The following is a 19,796-nucleotide window of genomic DNA, read 5'->3' as shown; positions in this document are numbered from 1 at the left end:
GGACAGAGACGGCTGCACTGACCATGCAGCACACACCGGATCGACCACGGGGGTTGGTGGAAAGCGGCGCACAGGCACGTGCGCCGGCAGGCGACAAGGCAAGGGGCCGCGGCAGATGGCTGGACTCGCAAACGGGTTCTCCCTGACGGAGTCGAGGAGCGGGACGAATCCCGACGTCAGCCTGCTCTATGAGATCAACGGCCTGGCGAAGGACGCCCCGGGCTGGTTCGACCGCACGATGGAGTTCGTCGGCGAATACGGAATCATGCTCGGCCTGGTGCTCGTCGCGCTCTGGTGCTGGTGGAGCGTGCGACGGCGCGGCACCACCGAGGACTCGGTCGCCGCGGCCGCCGGGCTCGTCTGGGCACCGCTGGCCGCCGGTATCGCCCTGCTGATCAACATCCCCATCCGCGGATTCGTCGAACGGCCCCGGCCCTTCGTCGACCACGAGGGCCTCGAGGTCCTCGTCGCGGGCAAGACCGACTTCTCGTTCGTCAGCGACCACTCCACGATGGCGATGGCCATCGGCGCCGGACTCTTCGTGGCACACCGTCGGTTCGGCCTCGCCGCGCTCGGGCTCGCGTTCGCCGAGGGCTTCTGCCGTGTCTACATGGGCGTGCACTACCCGACCGATGTCGTCGGAGGCTTCGCGCTCGGCACGGCCGTGGCGCTGCTCCTCGCCCCGCTCGCCCTGGCGCTGCTCACACCCCTGATGTCCGCGATCGCCGGCTCCCGGTTCTCCTGGCTCGTACGGTCGAAGCGGGCCGGGAACGGTCCGCTGGTGACCGAGCCGCTGGACATTCCCGAGCCGCGCAACGAAGGCGCGGGCAACGGGGAGAACGGCCTCGCGGCCTGAGCCGACGGTCCGGCCCCCCCGCTCTGGCATGATGATCATGTGACTCATCAGGGGGAAGAAACGGACCAGTCCGGCCAGAACGAGTTGGCGATGGGACTGTCGATCGGGATGTCGCTCGGCGTCGCGTTCGGCATCGCCATCGGGACGCTCGCCTTCGACAATGTGGCGCTCGGGCTCGGCATGGGCATTTCGTTCGGCGTCATGGCCGGACTCTGCTTCGGCGGTGCGAAGCAGCGGAAGGCGGACAGGGCGCGGAACCGGGCGGCGGCCGACGGCGGAGACAGCTGAGGAACCTCCGGACCGCCCGTCGTCACAGCGCCTGGGCGTAGTCGAAGACGCGGTCAGGGTCGTACTTCCGCTTCAGCCGGGTGAGACGGTCCGCGGCCGGGCCGTAGTAGGCCTGCCGCCAGTTCTTCAGGTTCGGGTCGGCGTAGTTCTGGTACGCGGCGCCCGATGCGTACCGGCGCATCGACGCGTGGGTGTCCCGCAGCCACGCCTGCTGCGCGGAGCCGGAGATGTCCGGGCGCCAGGCGCCGATGTACTGGGCCAGCATGCGTGAGCGGCGGTGCACGAACGAGGTCGCCAGCGGGTCCACCCGGTTCACCGCGCCGCCGAGTGCGGTCAGCGCGATCGAACCGCCGCCGCCCCGGCTCGCCGGAAGACGGGTGAACGCCTCGGCCGCCGCGATCAGCGCCTGGATCCCGCCCGCCGCGAGGTCGCGGTCGAAGAAGTCGGACGCCGAGGCGTAGGTCTCGCGCGGCAGCGCGCCCTGGCGGCTGCGGCCCGGGGTGGTGCCCGGCAGGCGGCACTGGGCGTCGGTGAGGGAGAGGCAGTTGGCGTACGAGAGCATCGCGTCGAGGTAGCTGCGCGGGCGCAGTGCGACGGAGGAGGCCGGTGAGCCGACCGCGTCACCGAGGCGGTCGATCGCGTTGCGGAGCTCACTCTCGCCGCCGAGCGTGAAGGCGGCGACCGACAGGGTCGGGCGGACGCCGCCGGGGCCGGCCGCCAGGTGCAGCGACGACCAGATCTCGTCCGGCTGGGCCGGCCCCCATTTCTGCCAGGCGGCGACGACGGCGGCGGCTCGGGACCACGGCCAGGTCAGATACGCGGTGACGGTCCGTGGCGCGGGGTGCGTACGGAAGCGGAAGCCGGTCACGACGCCGAAGGTCCCGTTCCCTCCGCCGCGCAGCGCCCAGAAGAGGTCCGTGTTCTCCTCGGCGTTCGCGGTCAGGGTTCTGCCGTCCGCCGTGACGATCGTCGCCTCGGTCAGGCTGTCGCAGGTCAGCCCGTAGGCGCGGGAGGTGACGCCGTGGCCGCCGCCCAGGGTCAGGCCGGAGATGCCGACCGTGGGGCACGAGCCCGCGGGAATGGTGCGGCCGCGGCCGGCGAGAGTCCTGTAGACGTCGATGAGCTTGGCTCCGGCGCCGATGACTCCGTCCGTGTCCACACCGTTCAGTGAGGACACGTCGATGACGAGTCGGCCGTTGCCGGACGACCAACCGCCGTAGGAGTGTCCGCCGTTGCGGATGGACACCGGTGTGCCGTGCGCCTTCGCCCAGGCGAGGCACTCCTTGACGTCGTCCCGGCCCGCGACATACGCGACGGCGGCGGGCTTCTGTCCGTCGAAGCGGGTGTTGTAGAGCTGCCGGGCGCTCGCGTAGTCGGCGTCGCCCGGCCGGATCAGTTTGCCGCCGAGCCCGCGGGCGAGTGCCGTCCAGTCGGCGGGGGAGGCGGGCCCCGACGGCCGCGTCCTCGTGGCCGTGGCGCCGCGTGTGGGCGCGCCGTCGTCCGCCATGGCCCCACCGTCCGATCTGCCGGTGCAGGCAGCGGTGGTGAGAGCAACAGCGGTGGTGAGCAGCGTGCGCCGGTCCATGGTGGCCTCCTGGGGGTGGAGACGGTACGCGGGCACGGCGGGTTCCCGACAGCCCTTGCCGGGAGATTCAGTCGCTCGTGATGTGTGCCTGGGCATCTGTGCGGGCCCGTTCCCTGGACCGTCTCGCGGGGCCCGACCACCCGCAGCTGCACCGGGCGACCGCGAAGGAGCCGCGGTCGACGGTCGTGGTCCTGTGCTGCGCCTCGTTCTCGGCGGTCATGTCCTGCTGGGGCACGGGTCAACGGTACTGCGCCGTGGGGTGTCCACATGCCGGGCGGTCGGCGTGACGAGGTGACGGGGCCGTCGTTATGCGAGTGGGGTGTCCCCAGGCCCCCTCGTGCCGAGGGGGAAGGGTGGGATTCGTACAAGCAGCGGTCCGGCGTTGGGGGTTGGCAGGCGATGGTGGTGAAGCAGCACAGGCGCAGGGGCGGCGTGGTCGCCGTCGCGGCGGCCGTGGCGGGGGTGATGGCGCTCACAGGATGCTCGGGCGAGGGCGCCGCCGCCGACGACGGCGCGGGCGGAGGCGCCGCGGACGAGGTGCGCGGCGCGGCGGACGCGCTTGCCGGGGCGAAGAGTTCCGGGGCGCGCACGTCGATGGAGATGGCGACCGGCGGCACCCGGGTCACCATCCGCGGCGAGGGCGGATACGACTTCGCCCGCCGGATGGGCCGGCTGAAGGTCGTCCTGCCGCCCGACCCCGCGGGCACGGACGAGCACAAGCCGATCACCGAACTGCTGACGCCCGGCGCGCTCTACATGAAGAACCGCGGCGCGGGGGTCCCCGCGGACAAGTGGGTCCGGGTCGACACCACCACGCTGGAGGACGGGAATCTCGTCACCGGCGGTGCCACCGATCCGCTGGCCGCTGCGGAGCTGCTGCGTGGCGCCGAGCAGGTGACGTATGTGGGGGAGACGGAGGTTTCCGGCCAGAAGGTGCGGCACTTCCGTGGCACCACCGACATCGCGCGGGCGGCGGAGGTGGCCGAGCCGCATGCGCGGGCGTCGCTGGCGGCGGCGGCGAAAGGGTTCACCAGGGATCGGGTGCCGTTCGATGCGTACCTCGACGAGTCGGGGCTGCTGCGCAAGGTCCGGCACAGGTTCAGCTTCACGAACGAGGGCCGGACGGTGGCGGTGACATCGACCACGGTGCTCTACGACTTCGGAAGACCGGTCGCAGTGCGGCTGCCGGACGCGAAGGACATCTACTCCGGGAAGGTCAAGGCCTGAGGGCCGCGGAGAGGGGTGGGCCGTCGGAGGGGCCCGGGATGGCCAGTGCCCAAATGGTCCGGACGTGCCATGCGCGGTGTGTGTCCCGCTCCCTACGCTAGGGAACCGACATCGGCTGGAAGAGGTGATTGCACGTGGCTCCGCCCGGTACGACAGCCGTCCAGGAGGACCGTGTGGCCCTCGCCGAGATCGAACTGTGCGGTGAGCTGATGATCGCGGCGTCGGCCGCGGCCGGGGAGCGGCTCACCCCGGACCGTATCGACGAGGTGCTGATGGTGACGGTGGAGGGGCCGGCCGCTCGGCCTTTCGGCGACGGGCCGGTGGCCCGCCGCTGACGCCGCGGCTCCGGCTGGACCGACCGTCGAGATCGAGCCACCCCGCGCGCGTCCCGCGCCGGGAGCGGCCGGCGGTCAGGTGCGCAGCAGCCGTGCGATCGCCTTCGTCGCTTCCTCCACCTTGGCGTCGACCTCGTCGCCGCCCTTGACCGCGGCGTCGGCGACGCAGTGCCGCAGATGCTCCTCCAGCAGTTGGAGGGCGAAGGACTGCAGCGCCTTGGTGGACGCGGAGACCTGGGTGAGTATGTCGATGCAGTAGACATCCTCGTCGACCATGCGCTGAAGACCGCGGATCTGGCCCTCGATCCGGCGCAGCCGCTTCAGGTGCTCGTCCTTCTGCTTGTGGTAGCCGTGCACGCCGCGGTCGTGGTCGGTGATGACCTGCTCGTCGGGACCCTGGCCTGCGGTGTCGTGCTCCGTGACCGGGGGGCCGGCCGCCTCGGTGGTCGTCATCGGGTCCTCCCGTTGTCCAGAAAGGGGTGTATACCCCTCGTGGGTATATGGTAGCGAATCGTGGGGAAACCGGTGGGGGTCTGTGCTGATCGCGGTGATACATGGGCGACACTGGGACCTTGCCGGTTAGCCGTGGCCGGATGATGCGCCTAGCATCAGCCTGACCCAATCCAGAGCACCCCGAGGACCCCACGTGCGCTTTCGTCTGACCCCCAGGGAGACGAGCTTCTACGACATGTTTGCCGCATCCGCGGACAACATCGTCACGGGCTCGAAACTCCTGATGGAACTGCTCGGGGCGGATACCCCTGCCCGGGCCGAGATCGCGGAACGGATGCGGGCAGCCGAGCACGCCGGGGACGACGCCACCCACGCGATCTTCCACCAGCTGAACTCCTCGTTCATCACGCCGTTCGACCGCGAGGACATCTACTCCCTCGCATCGTCGCTCGACGACATCATGGACTTCATGGAGGAGGCCGTCGACCTCGTCGTCCTCTACAACGTCGAAGAGCTCCCCAAGGGCGTCGAGCAGCAGATCGAGGTACTGGCGCGGGCGGCCGAACTGACCGCCGAGGCCATGCCCCACCTGCGGACCATGGAAAACCTCACGGAGTACTGGATCGAGGTCAACCGGCTGGAGAACCAGGCCGACCAGATCCACCGCAAGCTCCTCGCCCACCTCTTCAACGGCAAGTACGACGCCATCGAGGTCCTCAAGCTCAAGCAGATCGTCGATGTGCTTGAAGAGGCTGCCGACGCGTTCGAGCACGTCGCGAACACGGTGGAGACCATCGCGGTCAAGGAGTCCTGAGCTTCGTGGACACCTTTGCCCTGATCGTGACCATTGGTGTCGCGCTCGGATTCACGTACACCAACGGCTTCCACGACTCCGCGAACGCGATCGCGACCTCCGTATCCACGCGGGCGCTCACCCCGCGGGTGGCGCTGGCGATGGCCGCGGTGATGAACCTCGCAGGTGCGTTCCTCGGACAGGGCGTGGCCAAGACCGTCAGCGAAGGGCTCATCGCGACGCCCCAGGGCTCGCGCGGTATGGGCATCCTCTTCGCCGCACTGGTCGGCGCGATCGTCTGGAACCTCGTCACCTGGTACTACGGGCTGCCCTCGTCCTCGTCGCACGCGCTGTTCGGCGGCATGGTCGGTGCGGCGCTCGCGGGCGGGACGGAGGTGATCTGGACCGGAGTGCTCGAGAAGGTCGTCATTCCGATGTTCCTGTCGCCGATCGTCGGCCTGATCGCCGGCTATCTGGTGATGGTCGCGATCCTGTGGATGTTCCGGAAGTCCAACCCGCACAAGGCGAAGCGCGGTTTCCGCATCGCCCAGACGGTGTCGGCGGCCGGCATGGCGCTCGGTCACGGTCTGCAGGACGCGCAGAAGACCATGGGCATCGTGGTGATGGCGCTGGTCATCGCCGATGTCGAGAACTCGGGCGACCCGATCCCGACCTGGGTGAAGATCGCCTGTGCGCTGATGCTGTCCCTGGGCACGTACGCCGGCGGCTGGCGCATCATGCGCACGCTGGGCCGCAAGATCATCGAGCTGGACCCGCCGCAGGGGTTCGCGGCGGAGACGACCGGTGCGTCGATCATGTTCGGCTCGGCGTTCCTGTTCCACGCGCCGATCTCGACGACGCACGTGATCACCTCGGCGATCATGGGCGTGGGAGCGACGAAGCGCGTGAACGCGGTGCGCTGGGGAGTCGCGAAGAACATCGTCCTGGGCTGGTTCATCACGATGCCGGCGGCGGCGATGGTCGCTGCACTGAGCTACGGGATCGTCTACCTGATCTTCGGCTGACATCGGGGGCCTCGAGCCCCACGAACGCGGACGGGCCCGCCCCCTGGGAGAGGGGGCGGGCCCTTCGTCTTTGGGGTGGCACCGCCATGCAGCACCCCAAGACGTCTTATCCGAAGCGTCCCGAGATGTAGTCCTCGGTCGCCTGGACGGACGGGTTGGCGAAGATCCGCTCGGTGTCGTCGATCTCGATGAGCTTGCCGGGCTGACCGACCGCCGCCAGGTTGAAGAAGGCCGTGCGGTCCGAGACGCGCGCCGCCTGCTGCATGTTGTGCGTCACGATGACGATCGTGAAGCGCTCCTTCAGCTGGCCGATCAGGTCCTCGATCGCGAGGGTGGAGATCGGGTCGAGCGCCGAGCAGGGCTCGTCCATCAGCAGCACGTCGGGCTCGACCGCGATCGCACGGGCGATGCACAGACGCTGCTGCTGACCGCCGGACAGCCCCGAGCCCGGCTTGTTGAGGCGGTCCTTGACCTCGTTCCAGAGGTTGGCGCCCTTGAGGGACTTCTCGACGATCTCGGCGAGCTTGTTCTTCCGGTACGAGCCGTTCAGCCGCAGGCCCGCCGCGACATTGTCGAAGATCGACATGGTCGGGAACGGGTTCGGGCGCTGGAAGACCATGCCGACCGTGCGGCGCACGGTGACCGGGTCGACGCTGGAGCCGTAGAGGTTCTCGTCGTCCAGCATCACCTTGCCCTCGACGCGGCCACCGGGCGTGACCTCGTGCATGCGGTTCAGGGTGCGCAGGAACGTGGACTTGCCGCAGCCGGACGGGCCGATGAAGGCGGTCACGGAGCGGGGCTCCACGGTCATCGAGATGTCCTCGATCGCCTTGTGGGAGCCGTAGTAGGCGGTCAGGCCGCTGACGTCGATTCGCTTGGCCATGGGGGTCACTTCGCTTTCTGGTGGTCGCGTCAGCGACCGGTCTTCGGGGCCTTCCAGCGGGCGATGCCGCGGGCCACCAGGTTGAGGATCATGACGAAGGCGATCAGGACCAGGGCGGCGGCCCAGGCGCGGTCGTACGACGCCTCGCTGCCGACCCGGTACTGCTCCCAGATGTAGAAGGGGAGCGACGACTGGGCGCCTTCGAACGGGTTGGCGTTGATCAGCTGGGAACCGAAGACCAGCAGCATGATCGGGGCGGTCTCACCGGCGATACGGGCGATCGCGAGCATCACACCGGTGGTGATACCGCCGAGAGCGGTCGGGATGACCACCTTGACGATCGTGCGCCACTTCGGGACACCGAGGGCCAGCGACGCCTCGCGCAGCTCGTTCGGGACGAGCTTGAGCATTTCCTCGGTGGAGCGGACGACGACCGGGATCATCAGGATGGCCAGCGCCAGGGCGCCCATCAGGCCGGACGGCTGCAGATTGAAGATCAGCATGATCGACAGCAGGAAGAGACCCGCGACGATGGAGGGGATGCCCGTCATGACGTCGACGAAGAACGTGACGGCCTTGGCCAGCGCGCCCTTGCCGTACTCGACCAGGTAGACGGCGGTCAGCAGGCCGATCGGCACGGAGACCACGGTGGCCAGGCCGACCTGCTCCAGGGTGCCGATGATGGCGTGGTAGACACCGCCGCCCGCCTCGAAGCCGGGGACCCCGGCCATCGAGTGGCTGAGGAAGTACCCGTCGAGAACCTTCAGGCCGCGGCTGACGGTCACCCAGATCAGCGAGAACAGCGGGACCACGGCCAGGACGAAGCAGACCCAGACGATGCTGGTCGCGAGGCGGTCCTTGGCCTGGCGCTTGTTCTCGACGGCGGTGGTCACGATGTACGAGATGACGACGAAGAGCAGCGCGGAGACCAGCCCCCACTGGACCCGGCTCTCCCAGCCAGCCGCGATGCCGATGCCGACACCGAGGGCGACGGAGACGACCGCGAATCCGGCGGTCGCCCACTTGGGGAGCGCCCGGCTGCTGAGGCCGCCGGGGCGGCCGGAGGCGGGGGCGGTGGGCCTGTCCTTGAGTGCGGTGTGGCTCATGCGTTGGCCCCCGAGTACTCCTTGCGGCGCGCGATGATCATGCGGGCCGCGCCGTTGACCAACAGGGTGAGCACGAAGAGGACGAGACCGGAGGCGATCAGGGCGTCGCGCCCGAGCTCATCGGCCTCGTCGAACTTCGCGGCGATGTTCTGGGCGAACGTGCCGCCGCCCGGGTTCAGCAGGTGCAGGGAGATCAGGAAGCTCGGGGAGAGCACGGTGGCGACGGCCATCGTCTCGCCGAGCGCGCGTCCGAGACCCAGCATCGAAGCGGAGATCACACCGGAGCGTCCGAAGGGCAGCACCGACATGCGGATGACTTCCCAGCGGGTGGCGCCGAGGGCCAGTGCGGCCTCCTCGTTCATGCGCGGGACCTGCAGGAAGACCTCGCGGCTCACGCTGGTCACGATCGGCAGGATCATGATCGCCAGCAGGACGCCCACGGTGAACAGCGAGCGGGCGACGCCGACCTCGGTCTTCTCGAAGATGTACGTCCAGCCGAAGAACTCGTCGAGCCAGAGGTTCAGGCCCTCGAGGTACGGGACGAGGAAGAGCGCGCCCCAGATGCCGTAGATGATCGACGGCACGGCGGCCAGCAGATCGACGACGTAGGCGAGGGGCGCGGCGAGCTTGCGCGGCGCGTAGTGGGAGATGAACAGCGCGATGCCGACGGCGATCGGGACGGCGATCACCATCGCGATGATCGAGCTGACCACCGTGCCGAAGAGGAGGACCGCAATGCCGAAGACCGGCGGGTCGCCCGCCGGGTTCCAGTCGAAGGTGGTGAGGAAGTTGCCCTCGTCCTTCGAGATGGCGAGCGTGGCGCGGTAGGTGAGGAACGCGGCGATCGACGCCATGATCACCAGAAGCAGAATGCCGGAACCACGGGAGAGTCCGGCGAAGACCTTGTCGCCTGCGCGGCCCGTGGATTTCTGGTTCAGCCCGGTGACCGGCGGAGCCGGCGGGGGTGGTGTCAGGTCTGTGGGTGTCGTGGAAGCCATGATCTTTCCGGTCTGTGGTGGGGGAGCTGACGGCTCCCCTGGCGGCGGTGCACCGGAGGTGGCCGGCGGGGGCGGACGGGCCCCCGCCGGCCGGGGTGTTACTTCAGACCCGCGACGGTCTCGCGGACCTTGGCGTTGATCTCGGCCGGGATCGGGGCGTAACCGGCCTCGGAGAGAACCTTCTGGCCCTCGTCACTGGCGGTGTAGGTCAGGAAGGACTTGACCGTGCCCAGGGTGTCGGCGTTGTTGCCGGAGTCGCAGACGACCTCGTAGGTCACCAGGACCAGCGGGTAGGCACCCTCGGCCTTGGTCGCGTAGTCCAGGTCCAGGGCCAGGTCCTTGCCGGTGCCCTTGATCTTGGCCGCGGCGATGGCCTTGGAGGCGTTCTCCGAGGTGGCCTCGGCCGGGGCGGAGGCGCCCGTCGCGATGGCGACCGTCGGGATGGACTGCGAGGTGGCGTAGGAGAGCTCGAAGTAGCCGATCGCGCCCTCGTTCTGCTTGACCTGCGCGGCGACACCGGACGAGCCGGAGGCGGCCTGGCCACCCGGGGCCGGCCACTTCTTCTCGGCCTCGTAGGGCCAGTCGGCCTTGGCGGTGGCGCCGAGGTACTTGCCGAGGTTCTGCGTGGTGCCGGAGTCCTCGGAGCGGTGGAAGGCCTGGACCGCCAGGTCGGGGAGCTTGGCGCCCTCGTTCAGCTTGGCGATCGCCGGGTCGTTCCACTTCTTGATCTTGCCGGAGAAGATCTTGGCGACGGTGGAGGCGTCCAGGTTCAGCTTGTCGACGCCCGGAACGTTGAAGCCGAGGGCGATCGGGCCGCCGACCATGGGCAGGTTGATGCCCTGGCCGGTCTTGCAGACCTTCTTGGACTCCTCGACCTCTTCCGGCTTCAGCGCCGAGTCGGAGCCGGCGAAGCCGACGCGTCCCTGGTTGAAGGCGACGATGCCCTCGCCGGAGGAGGAGGACTTGTAGTTGACCTCGACCCCGGTGCACGCGGCCATGTAGTTCTTGACCCACAGGTCCATGGCGTTCTTCTGGGCGCTGGAGCCGGAGGCCATCAGCTGGCCCTTGGCGTCGTCGCACTTGATGTTCGACGCAGCTCCGGTCTTCCCGCCGTCGCCGCCCGTGCCGGCGGAGTTGTCGTCCGAACCACACGCCGTGAGGACCAGGGCGCCGGACAGGGCGAGGGCGCCGAGCGCGGTGGCGCGAAGCCCGTTCTTGCGCTGAAGCTTCACTTTCGGGTGTTCCTTCCAGTTGCCGCCAGGCTGGGCGGCGTGTGTCGGGGTGGGGGGACCGGCAAGGTGCCGGTCACCGCGTAAGGCCGAAATTAGGCAGATCAGGTGAAGTGGCCGACGGGAGAGAGTGAACGCGAGGTGAACCGTGTCGGGCGGCTGGGTGCCCACCCTCCCTCTGTACCGCGTTCGCGCACTTTCCGCCGCTTCAGCGGCATGACGGACGGCTGTGCCGGGTGCGGGTGCCTCGGGCGGGGAGTGCGGGGGCCTCGGGCGGGCCGGAGCCGGGTGCGGCTACGTCAGGTGCAGGGCGTCGAGCAGCGCCGGGACCAGCTCCCTGTCCCGTTGCTGCGTCAGCATCCGGCCCGCGGCCGCGGGCGGCAGCCACACCAGCCGGTCGACCTCCCTGTTCGGTTCGAACGAGCCGCCGGTGGCCTCGGCCGCCCAGTAGCGGACCATCTTGGGGCGGCCCTCGACCCAGTAGCCGGTGGCGGGCAGCTCGGGTCCGAGTGCGCACGTCATGCCGGTCTCCTCCAGCACTTCGCGCAGGGCGCCCGTGCGGGGGTCCTCGGCCCGCTTCAGTTTTCCTTTGGGGTGGGACCAGTCGTCCCACTTCGGCCGGTGGACGAGCGCGAGCTCGATCCCCTCGCCGTGGGGCGCGCGGCGCCACAGCACGCAGCCCGCCGCAAGGATCACCGCCGCGTCGGTCATGGCGTGGTGACCGCCGCGGTGGCGTGCCGCCATTCCTGCTGGAAGGCGAACCTGGCCGCCTCGACCTCGTGCCGCTGGTCGGCATGGAGGACACCGAGGGCGTACGCGGTGGCAGGCGCGATACGCGGGGTACGGGCGGCTGTCGCGGCGGCCTCGGACGCCTCGGCCGCGTTGCGGTGATGGTCGAGGGCGAGTGCCGCACGCAGCAGGACCGGCTCGGCGTGCGGGCGCAGTACCTCCTGGGCGTAGCGGTGCAGCCGCAGCAGGCGGCGCACCTCGTGCCAGGGGGCGTCCTGCTGCTCGCCGGCGGTGGCGGCCGCGAGACCGCTGATCAGGGCGTCCGCGTTGTACGGGTGGGCCGCGCGGCCGAGCGGCAGCCGGGCGGCGGCCTCCAGGAGTCGCCGTTCGGCGGCCTCCGCGAGCACCCCCAGGGTCTCGTCGGCGGGGCCCGTCGCGGTGGGGGCCAGCGGCAGGTCGGAGGCGAGTAAGGCGACGGCGTCCGCGACGGCGTGGAACCGTGACGAGCCGAGTGCCTGCAGTGCGGCGGAGTGCGCCCGGGTCCGGGCGAGCGTGAGCTGCCGTTCCAGCAGGGCCCCGGCCCGTGCGGCCCCGACGGCGAGCGTCCCGGCCGCGCCACGCGCGGGCCCGGCCCCGACGCGTGCCGCGCCCTTGTCAGCGGTCAGGGCCTGCGCGGCGCCGGTGGGGTTCACCGGGGCGTCGGCAATGGCGGCTCGGGCGCCCGCGGCAGGTGTCTCGGCGTCGCCGTGGTGCACATGGCCGTGTGCGTCGTCGCGCGAGCTCGCGTCGGGTGGCGCGGCACCGTTCCCGGCCGGGTCCCCCAGGGTGTCGGCTCCGCCGTCGGGGGCGGCATCCATGGCGTACGGGCCCCCCGGCGGGAGCAGCCCGTACAGCGGGGACAACTCCGCCCGCGCCGGCGGCAGCGGCGCGGCGCCCGACAGGCGGGACAGGGCGTCCAGCAGGCGGGCGAGGCGGGAGGTGCAGGCGTGTTCCAGGGCCAGGGTTGCCGACAGCCACCCCAGCTCGGCGCGCAGTCCGTCCGCCCACGCGGGGTCGAGGAGCGGACGGAACGTGTGCAGTGTCCCGCTGATGCGGCGAGCCGCCGCCCGCAGTGCGCTCGCCGCCTCCGCCACGCCCGCCGTGTCCGCACCGCTTTCGCCGTGCAGTCGCAGGCTGCGCAGGAAGTCGCCCGCCTGCGTGTGGAGATGGCGGGCCACCACCTCGCCCGCCGTGGCGGTGTCGCGGGAAAGTTCAGGGCTGTGCACGCCGGCGCCTCCGGGCGTCTATGAGCATCTCCTGTACGTTCCGCAGCGGCTGGCCGTCGGAGTCCGTGGCGTGCCGGGTCCAGGCGCCGTCCGGGCCGAGGTGCCAGGACGACGTGGTGTCGGACATGCCGTTCTCCAGCAGTCGGCTGAGGGCCGCGCGGTGGGCCGGGTCGGTGACCCTGACCAGTGCCTCGATGCGGCGATCGAGGTTGCGGTGCATCATGTCGGCGCTGCCGAACCACACCTCCGGTTCGCCGCCGTTGCCGAAGGCGAAGACACGGGAGTGTTCGAGGAAGCGGCCGAGTATCGAGCGCACCCGGATGTTCTCCGAGAGTCCGGCGACGCCGGGGCGGATCGCGCAGATGCCGCGGACCCAGATGTCGACCGGCACGCCTGCCATCGCCGCCCGGTAGCAGGCGTCGATGATCGCCTCGTCCACCATCGAGTTGACCTTGATGCGGACGTACGCGGGACGTCCGGCGCGGTAGTGGGTGACCTCCTTGTTGATGCGCAGGATCAGCCCGTCGCGCAGCGACTTGGGGGCGACCAGCAGCCGGCGGTAGGTCTCGCGCCGTGAGTAGCCGGAGAGCCGGTTGAACAGGTCGGAGAGGTCCGCGCCGACCTGCGGGTCCGCGGTCAGCAGCCCGAGGTCCTCGTAGAGCCGGGCGGTCTTGGGGTGGTAGTTGCCGGTGCCGACGTGCGAGTAGCGCCGCAGGGTCTCGCCCTCCTGGCGGACCACGAGCGACAGCTTGCAGTGCGTCTTGAGCCCGACGAGCCCGTACACCACGTGGCAGCCGGATTCCTCCAGCTTGCGCGCCCACTTGATGTTGGCCTGCTCGTCGAAGCGGGCCTTGATCTCGACGAGCACGAGGACCTGCTTGCCGGATTCGGCCGCGTCGATGAGGGCGTCGACGATCGGTGAGTCGCCGGACGTCCGGTACAGCGTCTGCTTGATCGCGAGGACGTCGGGGTCGGCGGCCGCCTGCTCCAGGAAGGCCTGGACGGAGGTGGAGAACGAGTCGTACGGGTGGTGCAGCAGCACGTCCCGTTCGCGCAGCGCCATGAAGATGTCGGGCGCGGACGCGGACTCGACCTCGGCGAGTTCGCGGTGGGTGCCGGCGACGAACTTCGGGTACTTCAGCTCGGGCCGGTCCAGCGCCGAGATCCCGAACAGGCCGGTCAGGTCCAGCGGCCCGGGCAGCGGGTAGACCTCGGCGTCGGAGATCTTCAGCTCGCGGACCAGCAGATCGAGCACGTACGGGTCGATGGACTCCTCGACCTCCAGGCGCACGGGCGGCCCGAAGCGGCGCCGCATGAGTTCCTTCTCCAGGGCCTGGAGCAGGTTCTCGGCGTCGTCCTCCTCGACCTCGAGGTCCTCGTTCCGTGTCACCCGGAACATGTGGTGGGCGAGGACCTCCATGCCGGGGAAGAGCTCTTCGAGGTGTGCCGCGATGACGTCCTCCAGCGGCACGTACCGCTGCGGGGATGCCTCCAGGAAGCGGGAGAGCAGCGGCGGGACCTTGACCCGGGCGAAGTGGCGGTGGCCGCTGACGGGGTTGCGCACGACGACCGCGAGGTTCAGCGAGAGTCCCGAGATGTACGGGAAGGGGTGCGCGGGGTCGACGGCCAGGGGCGTGAGGACCGGGAAGATCTGCTGCCGGAAGAGCGTGAAGAGGCGGGCCTGCTCCTTCTCCGTGAGCTCGGGCCAGCGGATGAGGTGAATGCCCTCGTCGGCCAGCGCTGGCGCGATGTCCTGCTGGTAGCAGGCGGCGTGCCGGGCCATGAGCTCGCGGGAGCGCGTCCAGATCAGGTCGAGCACCTCGCGGGGCTGCAGGCCCGAGGCCGAGCGGGTGGCGACGCCGGTCGCGATGCGCCGCTTGAGGCCTGCCACCCGGACCATGAAGAACTCGTCCAGGTTGGACGCGAAGATCGCGAGGAAGTTGGCCCGCTCCAGCAGGGGTGTGGCGGGGTCCTCGGCGAGCTCGAGGACTCGCTCGTTGAAGGCGAGCCAGCTGCGTTCGCGGTCGAGGAACCGTCCCTGGGGCAGTTCGGTGCCGGCCGCGTGATCCTGTTCCTCTTCGTACGCGTCGAGATCCGCGTCGATGTCGGGTTCGAGATCGGAGGCGGTGGCGGCTACGGTGTGCGGTCGGTGCGCGGCTATCGACGCAACGGACGGCTGGGGGTGCTGGACCGGTACCTCGGCGGGCTGCTGGCTCATGGACCCATTCTTCCGCGCGGAGAGGGTCACCGGCGCGTCGGAGAGGGCCGGGGCGAGGGCTTTTCTCCCGTTCGGGGAGTCGGGCACAGCGGGATGCATTGAGTGAGGGTCGCAAGGGTGCCTGAATGCCCGGTAACGACAACATGACGTGCGGGAAATCGGGGCGGGGCCCTGGGGGGTGCCCGGGCCCCGCGGAGCGGGCCTACCGCCGCGCTCAGGTCTCCGTGCGGTACATCAGGTCCACCTCGTGCGTGACGAAGCCCAGCTGTTCGTAGACCCGCAGGGCCGCGGGATTGTCCGCGTCGACGTAGAGCATCGCCGTCGGCAGTCCCTCCGCGGCGAGATGCCGCAGACCGGTGGCCGTGAGAGCCCTGCCGAGACCGCCGCCCTGCGCGTCGGGGCGGATGCCGACCACGTAGACCTCGCCGAGCTGCTCCTCCGCGTGCACCTTCGTCCAGTGGAAACCGACGATCTCCCCGCCCCGCTCGGCCAGGAAGAAGCCCTTCGGGTCGAACCACGGCTCGGCCTTGCGGTCGTCCAGATCCCGCTGGGTCAGTGATCCCTGCTCGGGGTGGTGCGCGAAGGCGGCGGCGTTCACCGCGAGCCACGCGGCGTCGTCCTGGTCCGGCACGAAGGTCCGTACGGTCACACCGGCCGGGTACACCGCCTCGGGTGTGGTCTGCGGGCTCAACGGGCGCCGCAGCTGGCGCAGTTCGCGGAAGAGGGTGAGCCCGAGAACCTGGGCCAGGTGCCTGGCGGCCGACTTGCCGCCGTGCGCCCACACCCGCAGCCGCTTGCCCGACGCGTCGAGCAGCGTGCTGCCCAGCGCCCTGCCGTGCCCGCGCCCGCGGTGGCTCGGATGGACGACCAGCTCGGCGGCGGGTGCCTCTACCGGGTCGGTGTCCTCCAGCTGTGCGTAACCGATGAGCTGCTCCTCGACGGTGAGCAGGAAGTGCTGTACGCCTTCCCGTCGCCCGCCGCGCAGCTGCAGGCGCCCCTGCTCGGAGACGGCGGTCATCCCGTCGGCCCGGGTGGCGTCGGCGAGCAGTTCGAGGACGGCCTCGGCTTGCTCGTGCGTGAGCTCCTCCAGGGACTGGATCTGCCGGCCGGGCTCCGGAATCACTGCATCGATCGTCATGTCACGAGGGTACGGCGGGGGGTGCCCGCGGTCACCGGATGCCGGGCCAGGCGTCCGGTGGCGGTGTCGGCCGCGTGTCGGTCGCGTCGCGGAAGTCCGCCGCGTCGCGGTGATTGTCCGCCGCACGGGCGATCCGCCCGCATCGTCCCGTTCACGAACGATGGCAACCATGTCGTAACCCACATCCCCCTGTCGCGCTACGCGCGTTGACTCTAGGCTGCCGCTCCGGGGCAGTCCGGGGACAGCCCCACCCTCACACCACGCTGGAACTGACAAGGGGACAGATGTCAGCGACACCTCCCAACCACCGCGCGACCAAGCGGAGCAGGCGGGTACTCGCCGCCGCTGCCGGGCTGGCCACGGTCGGCGCACTCTTCGCCGCCATGCCGGCCGGCGCCACCTCCGGTGACCGCCACGGTCACCACTCGCCGCGCACCGTCGATGTGCAACTGCTCTCCTTCAACGACCTGCACGGCAACCTGGAGCCGCCGGCCGGCTCGGCGGGCCGGGTCACGCACCGGAACGAGGACGGCACCACCCGGACCATCGACGCGGGCGGCGCCGAGTACCTCGCCACGCATCTGCGGGAGGCCCGCAAGGGCAACAAGTACTCGGTCACGGCTGCCGCCGGTGACATGGTCGGTGCCTCGCCGCTGCTCTCCGGTCTCTTCCACGACGAGCCGACGATCGAGGCGCTCAACGAGCTGAAGCTCGACGTCACGTCCGTCGGCAACCACGAGTTCGACGAGGGTGCCAAGGAGCTCCGCCGCATCCAGAACGGCGGCTGCCACCCCACCGAGGGCTGCTACGAGAAGACGTCCAAGGGCAAGACCAAGCGGTTCAAGGGCGCGGACTTCCCGTTCCTCACCTCCAACGTGACCGACGAGAAGAGCGGCAAGCCGCTGCTCGACCCGTACTTCGTCTGGCAGAAGAACGGGGTGAAGATCGGCTTCATCGGCGTCACGCTCGAAGGCACGCCGAACATCGTCTCCGCCGAGGGCATCAAGGGCCTGAAGTTCGCCGACGAGGTCGAGTCGATCAACAAGTACGCCAAGGTGCTGGAGCGCAAGGGCGTCAAGTCGATCGTTGCCCTGATCCACGAGGGCGGGGCGCCGGCTTCGCCCGCGTACAACTACGGCTGCGACAGCCCCGGTCCCGGCGACGGCATCTCGGGCCCGATCGTGGACATCGCCAAGAACGTCAGCCCGCAGGTCGACGCGCTGGTCACGGGTCACACGCACCAGGCGTACGCGTGCACGATCGCGGACCCGTCCGGCAAGCCGCGCACGGTCACCTCGGCCGCCTCCTTCGGCAAGCTCTACACCGACACGACGCTCACGTACGACCGCCGCACCAAGGACATCGTGCGTACGTCCGTCGCCTCCGCCAACCACGTCGTCACCCGTGACGTGGCCAAGGCCGGGGACATGACGCAGCTGATCCAGCGCTGGAACACGCTGGCCGCGCCGATCGCGAGCCGCCCCGTCGGCTTCATCTCCGCGGACATCGAGAACCCGGTCGACGCGCCGGAGAAGCCGCTCGGCAATCTGATCGCCGACGCGCAGCTCGAGGGCATGGCCCCGGCGGACAAGGGCGGCGCGCAGCTCGCCTTCATGAACCCGGGCGGCATCCGCGCCGGTCTGGTCCACAAGGCGGGCGGCAGTGAGGGCGACGGCGTCGTGACGTACGGCGAGGCTTTCACCGTGCAGCCGTTCACCAACATGATGACGGCCGTCGACCTGACCGGTGCGCAGCTGATCACCACGCTGCAGCAGCAGGTCAGTGGCGCGAACCAGGCCGCCCCGAAGATCCTTCAGGTGTCGAAGGGCTTCACCTACACCCTGGACATGACGAAGACCGGGGTGGACCGGATCGTCGTGGACTCGGTGAAGCTGAACGGTGAGGCGATCGACCCGGCGAAGACCTACCGGGTGGCGATGAACGAGTTCCTGGCGGGCGGCGGCGACGGTTTCGCCGTTCTGAAGGAGCACAAGAACAAGCTGGTGGGCGGCTCCGACCTGGATGCCCTCAACGCCTACTTCGCCGCGCACTCGACCGCGTCCGCGCCGATCGCGCCGCCGGCGACGGACCGGATCACGGTCGTGAAGTAGCCGGTATCGCGACAACGGTGGGGCGGCGGGCCGTAAGGGCCCGCCGCCCCACCGTCTTTCCGTCTCCGGCCTCCCCTCCCGGAGGGCGATTTTCGGCCGGTCCAGACCACTGGACGTGCGGACGCGTCGGACCTCTGGCGATCTTTGACGTGGCCCCGTCATACTCCGCGCCATGGACCGACGAAGATTCCTCACGGGCGCCGCGGTACTGTCCGCCACCGCCCTCATCGGCACCCCCCACGCCGCTGCCGCACCCCGCCGCACCCTGTCCGCGCAGGACTGGATGTCCGGGTTCGGCGACTCGACTCCCCTGCAGCGACTGACGATTCCCGGCACCCACGATTCGGGTGCCCGGTTCGGCGGGCTCTGGAGCGAGTGCCAGAACACCACCATCGCGCAGCAGTTGAACAGCGGCATCCGCTTCCTCGACGTCCGGTGCCGGGTCACCGGAGGCTCGTTCGCCATCCATCACGGGCCGTCGTACCAGAACATGATGTTCGGCGACGTCCTCATCGCCTGCCGCGACTTCCTTGCCTCCCGGCCCTCCGAGACCGTCCTCATGCGGGTCAAGCAGGAGTACTCCTCGGAGAGCGACGCCACCTTCCGGGCCGTCTTCGACGACTACCTCGACAACCGCGGCTGGCGCCCGCTGTTCCGTATCGGCGACGGCATCCCGGCGCTGGGCGAGGCGCGCGGCCGGGTCGTGCTGCTCGGTGACAACGGTGGGCTGCCCGGCGTCCGCTACGGCGATGGTGCGCACTTCGACATCCAGGACGACTGGAACGCGCTGCCGAACGCCAAGTACCCCAAGATCGAGGCGCACTTCCGCAAGGCGGTGCAGCAGCCCGGGAAGCTGTTCATCAACTACGTCAGCACGTCGGCGAGTCTGCCGCCGCGCTGGAACTCCGACAACCTCAACCCGCGCGTGCACTCCTTCCTCGACGGCTCCGAGGCGAGCGGCTGGCGCGGGCTGGGGATCGTCCCGCTGGACTATCCCGGCACCCGTGCCGGACTGGTCGATTCACTCATCCGCCACAACGGCTGACGGCCCTACAGGTCCTTGCAGAAGGCGCGTGCCCGGGTCATGTACTTCTTCACCGTGGCGTCGAACTCGAAGACCTGGTTCTGACGGGTCGACGCCCGGTCGAGGGCGTCCCCGAGCGGCTCGTAACGCGAGTCGCCCGCGGCCGCGGCGGCGGACAGGGTCACCGCACCGGACCAGCGGTTGAGGGCGACCAGTCCCTCGTCGCCCTCGGCCGCGTACTTCGACTCGTCGAAGCGGTCGAGGGCGCCGCAGGCCGCCGCCGCGTCGGCGGCCGGGCCGGAAGCGGCGGCCGGATCGGGAGTCGGGCCGGCGGCCGTGCCGGACCCGGCCGCCGTCGTGCCGTCGTCGCCCGGGGCGAGCACCCAGGCCGCGCCCACGCCCCCGCCGCCCAGCAGCAGACCGACGACCAGGGCGACGGCCAAGGGGCCGTTGCGGCGGGGCGGCCGGGGTGCGGGACCGGGAGGCGCCGGCGGGACGGGGGGCACGTACGGCTGCTGTGAGTGCATTGCGCC

20 protein-coding genes are annotated in these 19,796 nt (G+C 70.1%); 8 read left to right on the top strand and 12 right to left on the bottom strand.

Annotated elements, in window-relative coordinates; all coding sequences use genetic code 11:
• The first annotated feature begins 115 nt into the window (after window positions 1-115).
• Window positions 116-856 (top strand): phosphatase PAP2 family protein, encoded by a 741-nt coding sequence (locus AC067Z_RS31340; protein WP_478793031.1) that lies wholly within the window; start codon window positions 116-118, stop codon window positions 854-856.
• Window positions 857-895: 39 nt separating this feature from the next.
• Window positions 896-1,144: a glycine zipper domain-containing protein gene (locus AC067Z_RS31335; RefSeq protein ID WP_478793030.1), complete on the top strand. Its 249-nt coding sequence runs from the start codon at window positions 896-898 to the stop codon at window positions 1,142-1,144.
• A 22-nt stretch (window positions 1,145-1,166) separates the two neighbouring features.
• Here the strand turns inward: AC067Z_RS31335 and AC067Z_RS31330 are convergent, their stop codons facing one another.
• A complete protein-coding gene (locus AC067Z_RS31330) occupies window positions 1,167-2,729 on the bottom strand; it encodes an FAD-binding oxidoreductase (RefSeq protein ID WP_478793051.1) in 1,563 nt (520 codons plus the stop codon).
• Between the two features lie 67 nt (window positions 2,730-2,796).
• The gene (locus AC067Z_RS31325) at window positions 2,797-2,964 is read right to left on the bottom strand and encodes a hypothetical protein (protein ID WP_478793052.1); all 168 of its coding nucleotides are present in this window, start codon (window positions 2,962-2,964) and stop codon (window positions 2,797-2,799) included.
• Between the two features lie 164 nt (window positions 2,965-3,128).
• On the opposite strand from AC067Z_RS31325, the gene AC067Z_RS31320 reads away from it, so the two are divergent.
• Both AC067Z_RS31320 and AC067Z_RS31315 read left to right on the top strand, forming a co-directional pair.
• Window positions 3,129-3,956: an SCO4651 family lipoprotein gene (locus AC067Z_RS31320; protein WP_478793029.1), complete on the top strand. Its 828-nt coding sequence runs from the start codon at window positions 3,129-3,131 to the stop codon at window positions 3,954-3,956.
• A 128-nt stretch (window positions 3,957-4,084) separates the two neighbouring features.
• Window positions 4,085-4,291, top strand: coding sequence for a hypothetical protein (locus tag AC067Z_RS31315; RefSeq protein WP_478793028.1), 207 nt, complete (start codon window positions 4,085-4,087; stop codon window positions 4,289-4,291).
• Window positions 4,292-4,366: 75 nt separating this feature from the next.
• On the opposite strand, the gene AC067Z_RS31310 is transcribed toward AC067Z_RS31315, so the two are convergent.
• Window positions 4,367-4,744 carry a metal-sensitive transcriptional regulator gene (locus tag AC067Z_RS31310; RefSeq protein WP_478793027.1) on the bottom strand — a complete coding sequence of 126 codons (378 nt, stop codon included), beginning with the start codon at window positions 4,742-4,744 and terminating at the stop codon, window positions 4,367-4,369.
• Window positions 4,745-4,937: 193 nt separating this feature from the next.
• Between AC067Z_RS31310 and AC067Z_RS31305 the strand changes: the two genes are divergently transcribed.
• Together AC067Z_RS31305 and AC067Z_RS31300 are read left to right on the top strand one after the other, a co-directional pair.
• Window positions 4,938-5,558, top strand: coding sequence for a DUF47 domain-containing protein (locus AC067Z_RS31305; protein WP_478793026.1), 621 nt, complete (start codon window positions 4,938-4,940; stop codon window positions 5,556-5,558).
• Window positions 5,559-5,563: 5 nt separating this feature from the next.
• Window positions 5,564-6,562, top strand: a complete 999-nt coding sequence (locus tag AC067Z_RS31300; protein ID WP_478793025.1) for an inorganic phosphate transporter — start codon at window positions 5,564-5,566, stop codon at window positions 6,560-6,562.
• A gap of 106 nt (window positions 6,563-6,668) precedes the next feature.
• On the opposite strand, the gene pstB is transcribed toward AC067Z_RS31300, so the two are convergent.
• From pstB to mshD, 8 genes are all read right to left on the bottom strand, one after another.
• Window positions 6,669-7,445, bottom strand: a complete 777-nt coding sequence (pstB, locus tag AC067Z_RS31295) for a phosphate ABC transporter ATP-binding protein PstB (protein WP_478793024.1) — start codon at window positions 7,443-7,445, stop codon at window positions 6,669-6,671.
• A gap of 29 nt (window positions 7,446-7,474) precedes the next feature.
• Window positions 7,475-8,551: a phosphate ABC transporter permease PstA gene (gene pstA / locus AC067Z_RS31290; RefSeq protein WP_478793023.1), complete on the bottom strand. Its 1,077-nt coding sequence runs from the start codon at window positions 8,549-8,551 to the stop codon at window positions 7,475-7,477.
• Window positions 8,548-9,549, bottom strand: coding sequence for a phosphate ABC transporter permease subunit PstC (gene pstC, locus AC067Z_RS31285; protein ID WP_478793022.1), 1,002 nt, complete (start codon window positions 9,547-9,549; stop codon window positions 8,548-8,550). The genes pstA and pstC overlap by 4 nt, the downstream gene beginning before the upstream one ends.
• A 98-nt stretch (window positions 9,550-9,647) precedes the next feature.
• Window positions 9,648-10,781, bottom strand: coding sequence for a phosphate ABC transporter substrate-binding protein PstS (gene pstS / locus AC067Z_RS31280; RefSeq protein ID WP_478793021.1), 1,134 nt, complete (start codon window positions 10,779-10,781; stop codon window positions 9,648-9,650).
• Window positions 10,782-11,072: 291 nt separating this feature from the next.
• Window positions 11,073-11,489, bottom strand: a complete 417-nt coding sequence (locus tag AC067Z_RS31275; protein WP_478793020.1) for an NUDIX hydrolase — start codon at window positions 11,487-11,489, stop codon at window positions 11,073-11,075.
• Complete coding sequence (locus AC067Z_RS31270) at window positions 11,486-12,772, bottom strand: CHAD domain-containing protein (protein ID WP_478793019.1); 1,287 nt, start codon at window positions 12,770-12,772, stop codon at window positions 11,486-11,488. Before AC067Z_RS31270 ends, AC067Z_RS31275 begins: the two co-directional genes overlap by 4 nt.
• Window positions 12,759-14,990: an RNA degradosome polyphosphate kinase gene (locus AC067Z_RS31265; RefSeq protein ID WP_478793018.1), complete on the bottom strand. Its 2,232-nt coding sequence runs from the start codon at window positions 14,988-14,990 to the stop codon at window positions 12,759-12,761. The genes AC067Z_RS31270 and AC067Z_RS31265 overlap by 14 nt, the downstream gene beginning before the upstream one ends.
• A gap of 214 nt (window positions 14,991-15,204) precedes the next feature.
• Complete coding sequence (mshD, locus tag AC067Z_RS31260; protein ID WP_478793017.1) at window positions 15,205-16,128, bottom strand: mycothiol synthase; 924 nt, start codon at window positions 16,126-16,128, stop codon at window positions 15,205-15,207.
• A gap of 284 nt (window positions 16,129-16,412) precedes the next feature.
• Between mshD and AC067Z_RS31255 the strand changes: the two genes are divergently transcribed.
• Together AC067Z_RS31255 and AC067Z_RS31250 are read left to right on the top strand one after the other, a co-directional pair.
• Entirely contained in the window at window positions 16,413-18,239 is a 1,827-nt protein-coding gene (locus tag AC067Z_RS31255) for a bifunctional metallophosphatase/5'-nucleotidase (protein WP_478793016.1), read from the top strand.
• Between the two features lie 172 nt (window positions 18,240-18,411).
• Window positions 18,412-19,284, top strand: a complete 873-nt coding sequence (locus AC067Z_RS31250) for a phosphatidylinositol-specific phospholipase C (RefSeq protein WP_478793015.1) — start codon at window positions 18,412-18,414, stop codon at window positions 19,282-19,284.
• Window positions 19,285-19,289: 5 nt separating this feature from the next.
• Here AC067Z_RS31250 and AC067Z_RS31245 read toward each other — a convergent pair whose 3' ends face one another.
• Entirely contained in the window at window positions 19,290-19,790 is a 501-nt protein-coding gene (locus AC067Z_RS31245; protein ID WP_478793014.1) for a hypothetical protein, read from the bottom strand.
• Between the last annotated feature and the right edge of the window lie 6 nt (window positions 19,791-19,796).

Source organism: Streptomyces sp. NPDC043812 (assembly GCF_056436245.1).
Note: the sequence above shows the minus strand (reverse complement) of the source record. Positions and strands in the feature narration are given on the sequence as shown.

Bases quoted from the DNA above. Each gene is read 5' to 3' on its own strand.
- pstC (WP_478793022.1), bottom strand. From the start codon at position 9,549: ATGGCTTCCACGACACCCACAGACCTGACACCACCCCCGCCGGCTCCG.
- AC067Z_RS31265 (WP_478793018.1), bottom strand. From the start codon at position 14,990: ATGAGCCAGCAGCCCGCCGAGGTACCGGTCCAGCACCCCCAGCCGTCC.
- AC067Z_RS31250 (WP_478793015.1), top strand. From the start codon at position 18,412: ATGGACCGACGAAGATTCCTCACGGGCGCCGCGGTACTGTCCGCCACC.
- AC067Z_RS31340 (WP_478793031.1), top strand. From the start codon at position 116: ATGGCTGGACTCGCAAACGGGTTCTCCCTGACGGAGTCGAGGAGCGGG.
- AC067Z_RS31320 (WP_478793029.1), top strand. From the start codon at position 3,129: ATGGTGGTGAAGCAGCACAGGCGCAGGGGCGGCGTGGTCGCCGTCGCG.
- pstA (WP_478793023.1), bottom strand. From the start codon at position 8,551: ATGAGCCACACCGCACTCAAGGACAGGCCCACCGCCCCCGCCTCCGGC.
- AC067Z_RS31255 (WP_478793016.1), top strand. From the start codon at position 16,413: ATGTCAGCGACACCTCCCAACCACCGCGCGACCAAGCGGAGCAGGCGG.
- AC067Z_RS31330 (WP_478793051.1), bottom strand. From the start codon at position 2,729: ATGGACCGGCGCACGCTGCTCACCACCGCTGTTGCTCTCACCACCGCT.
- AC067Z_RS31275 (WP_478793020.1), bottom strand. From the start codon at position 11,489: ATGACCGACGCGGCGGTGATCCTTGCGGCGGGCTGCGTGCTGTGGCGC.
- pstB (WP_478793024.1), bottom strand. From the start codon at position 7,445: ATGGCCAAGCGAATCGACGTCAGCGGCCTGACCGCCTACTACGGCTCC.
- AC067Z_RS31310 (WP_478793027.1), bottom strand. From the start codon at position 4,744: ATGACGACCACCGAGGCGGCCGGCCCCCCGGTCACGGAGCACGACACC.
- AC067Z_RS31245 (WP_478793014.1), bottom strand. From the start codon at position 19,790: ATGCACTCACAGCAGCCGTACGTGCCCCCCGTCCCGCCGGCGCCTCCC.
- mshD (WP_478793017.1), bottom strand. From the start codon at position 16,128: ATGACGATCGATGCAGTGATTCCGGAGCCCGGCCGGCAGATCCAGTCC.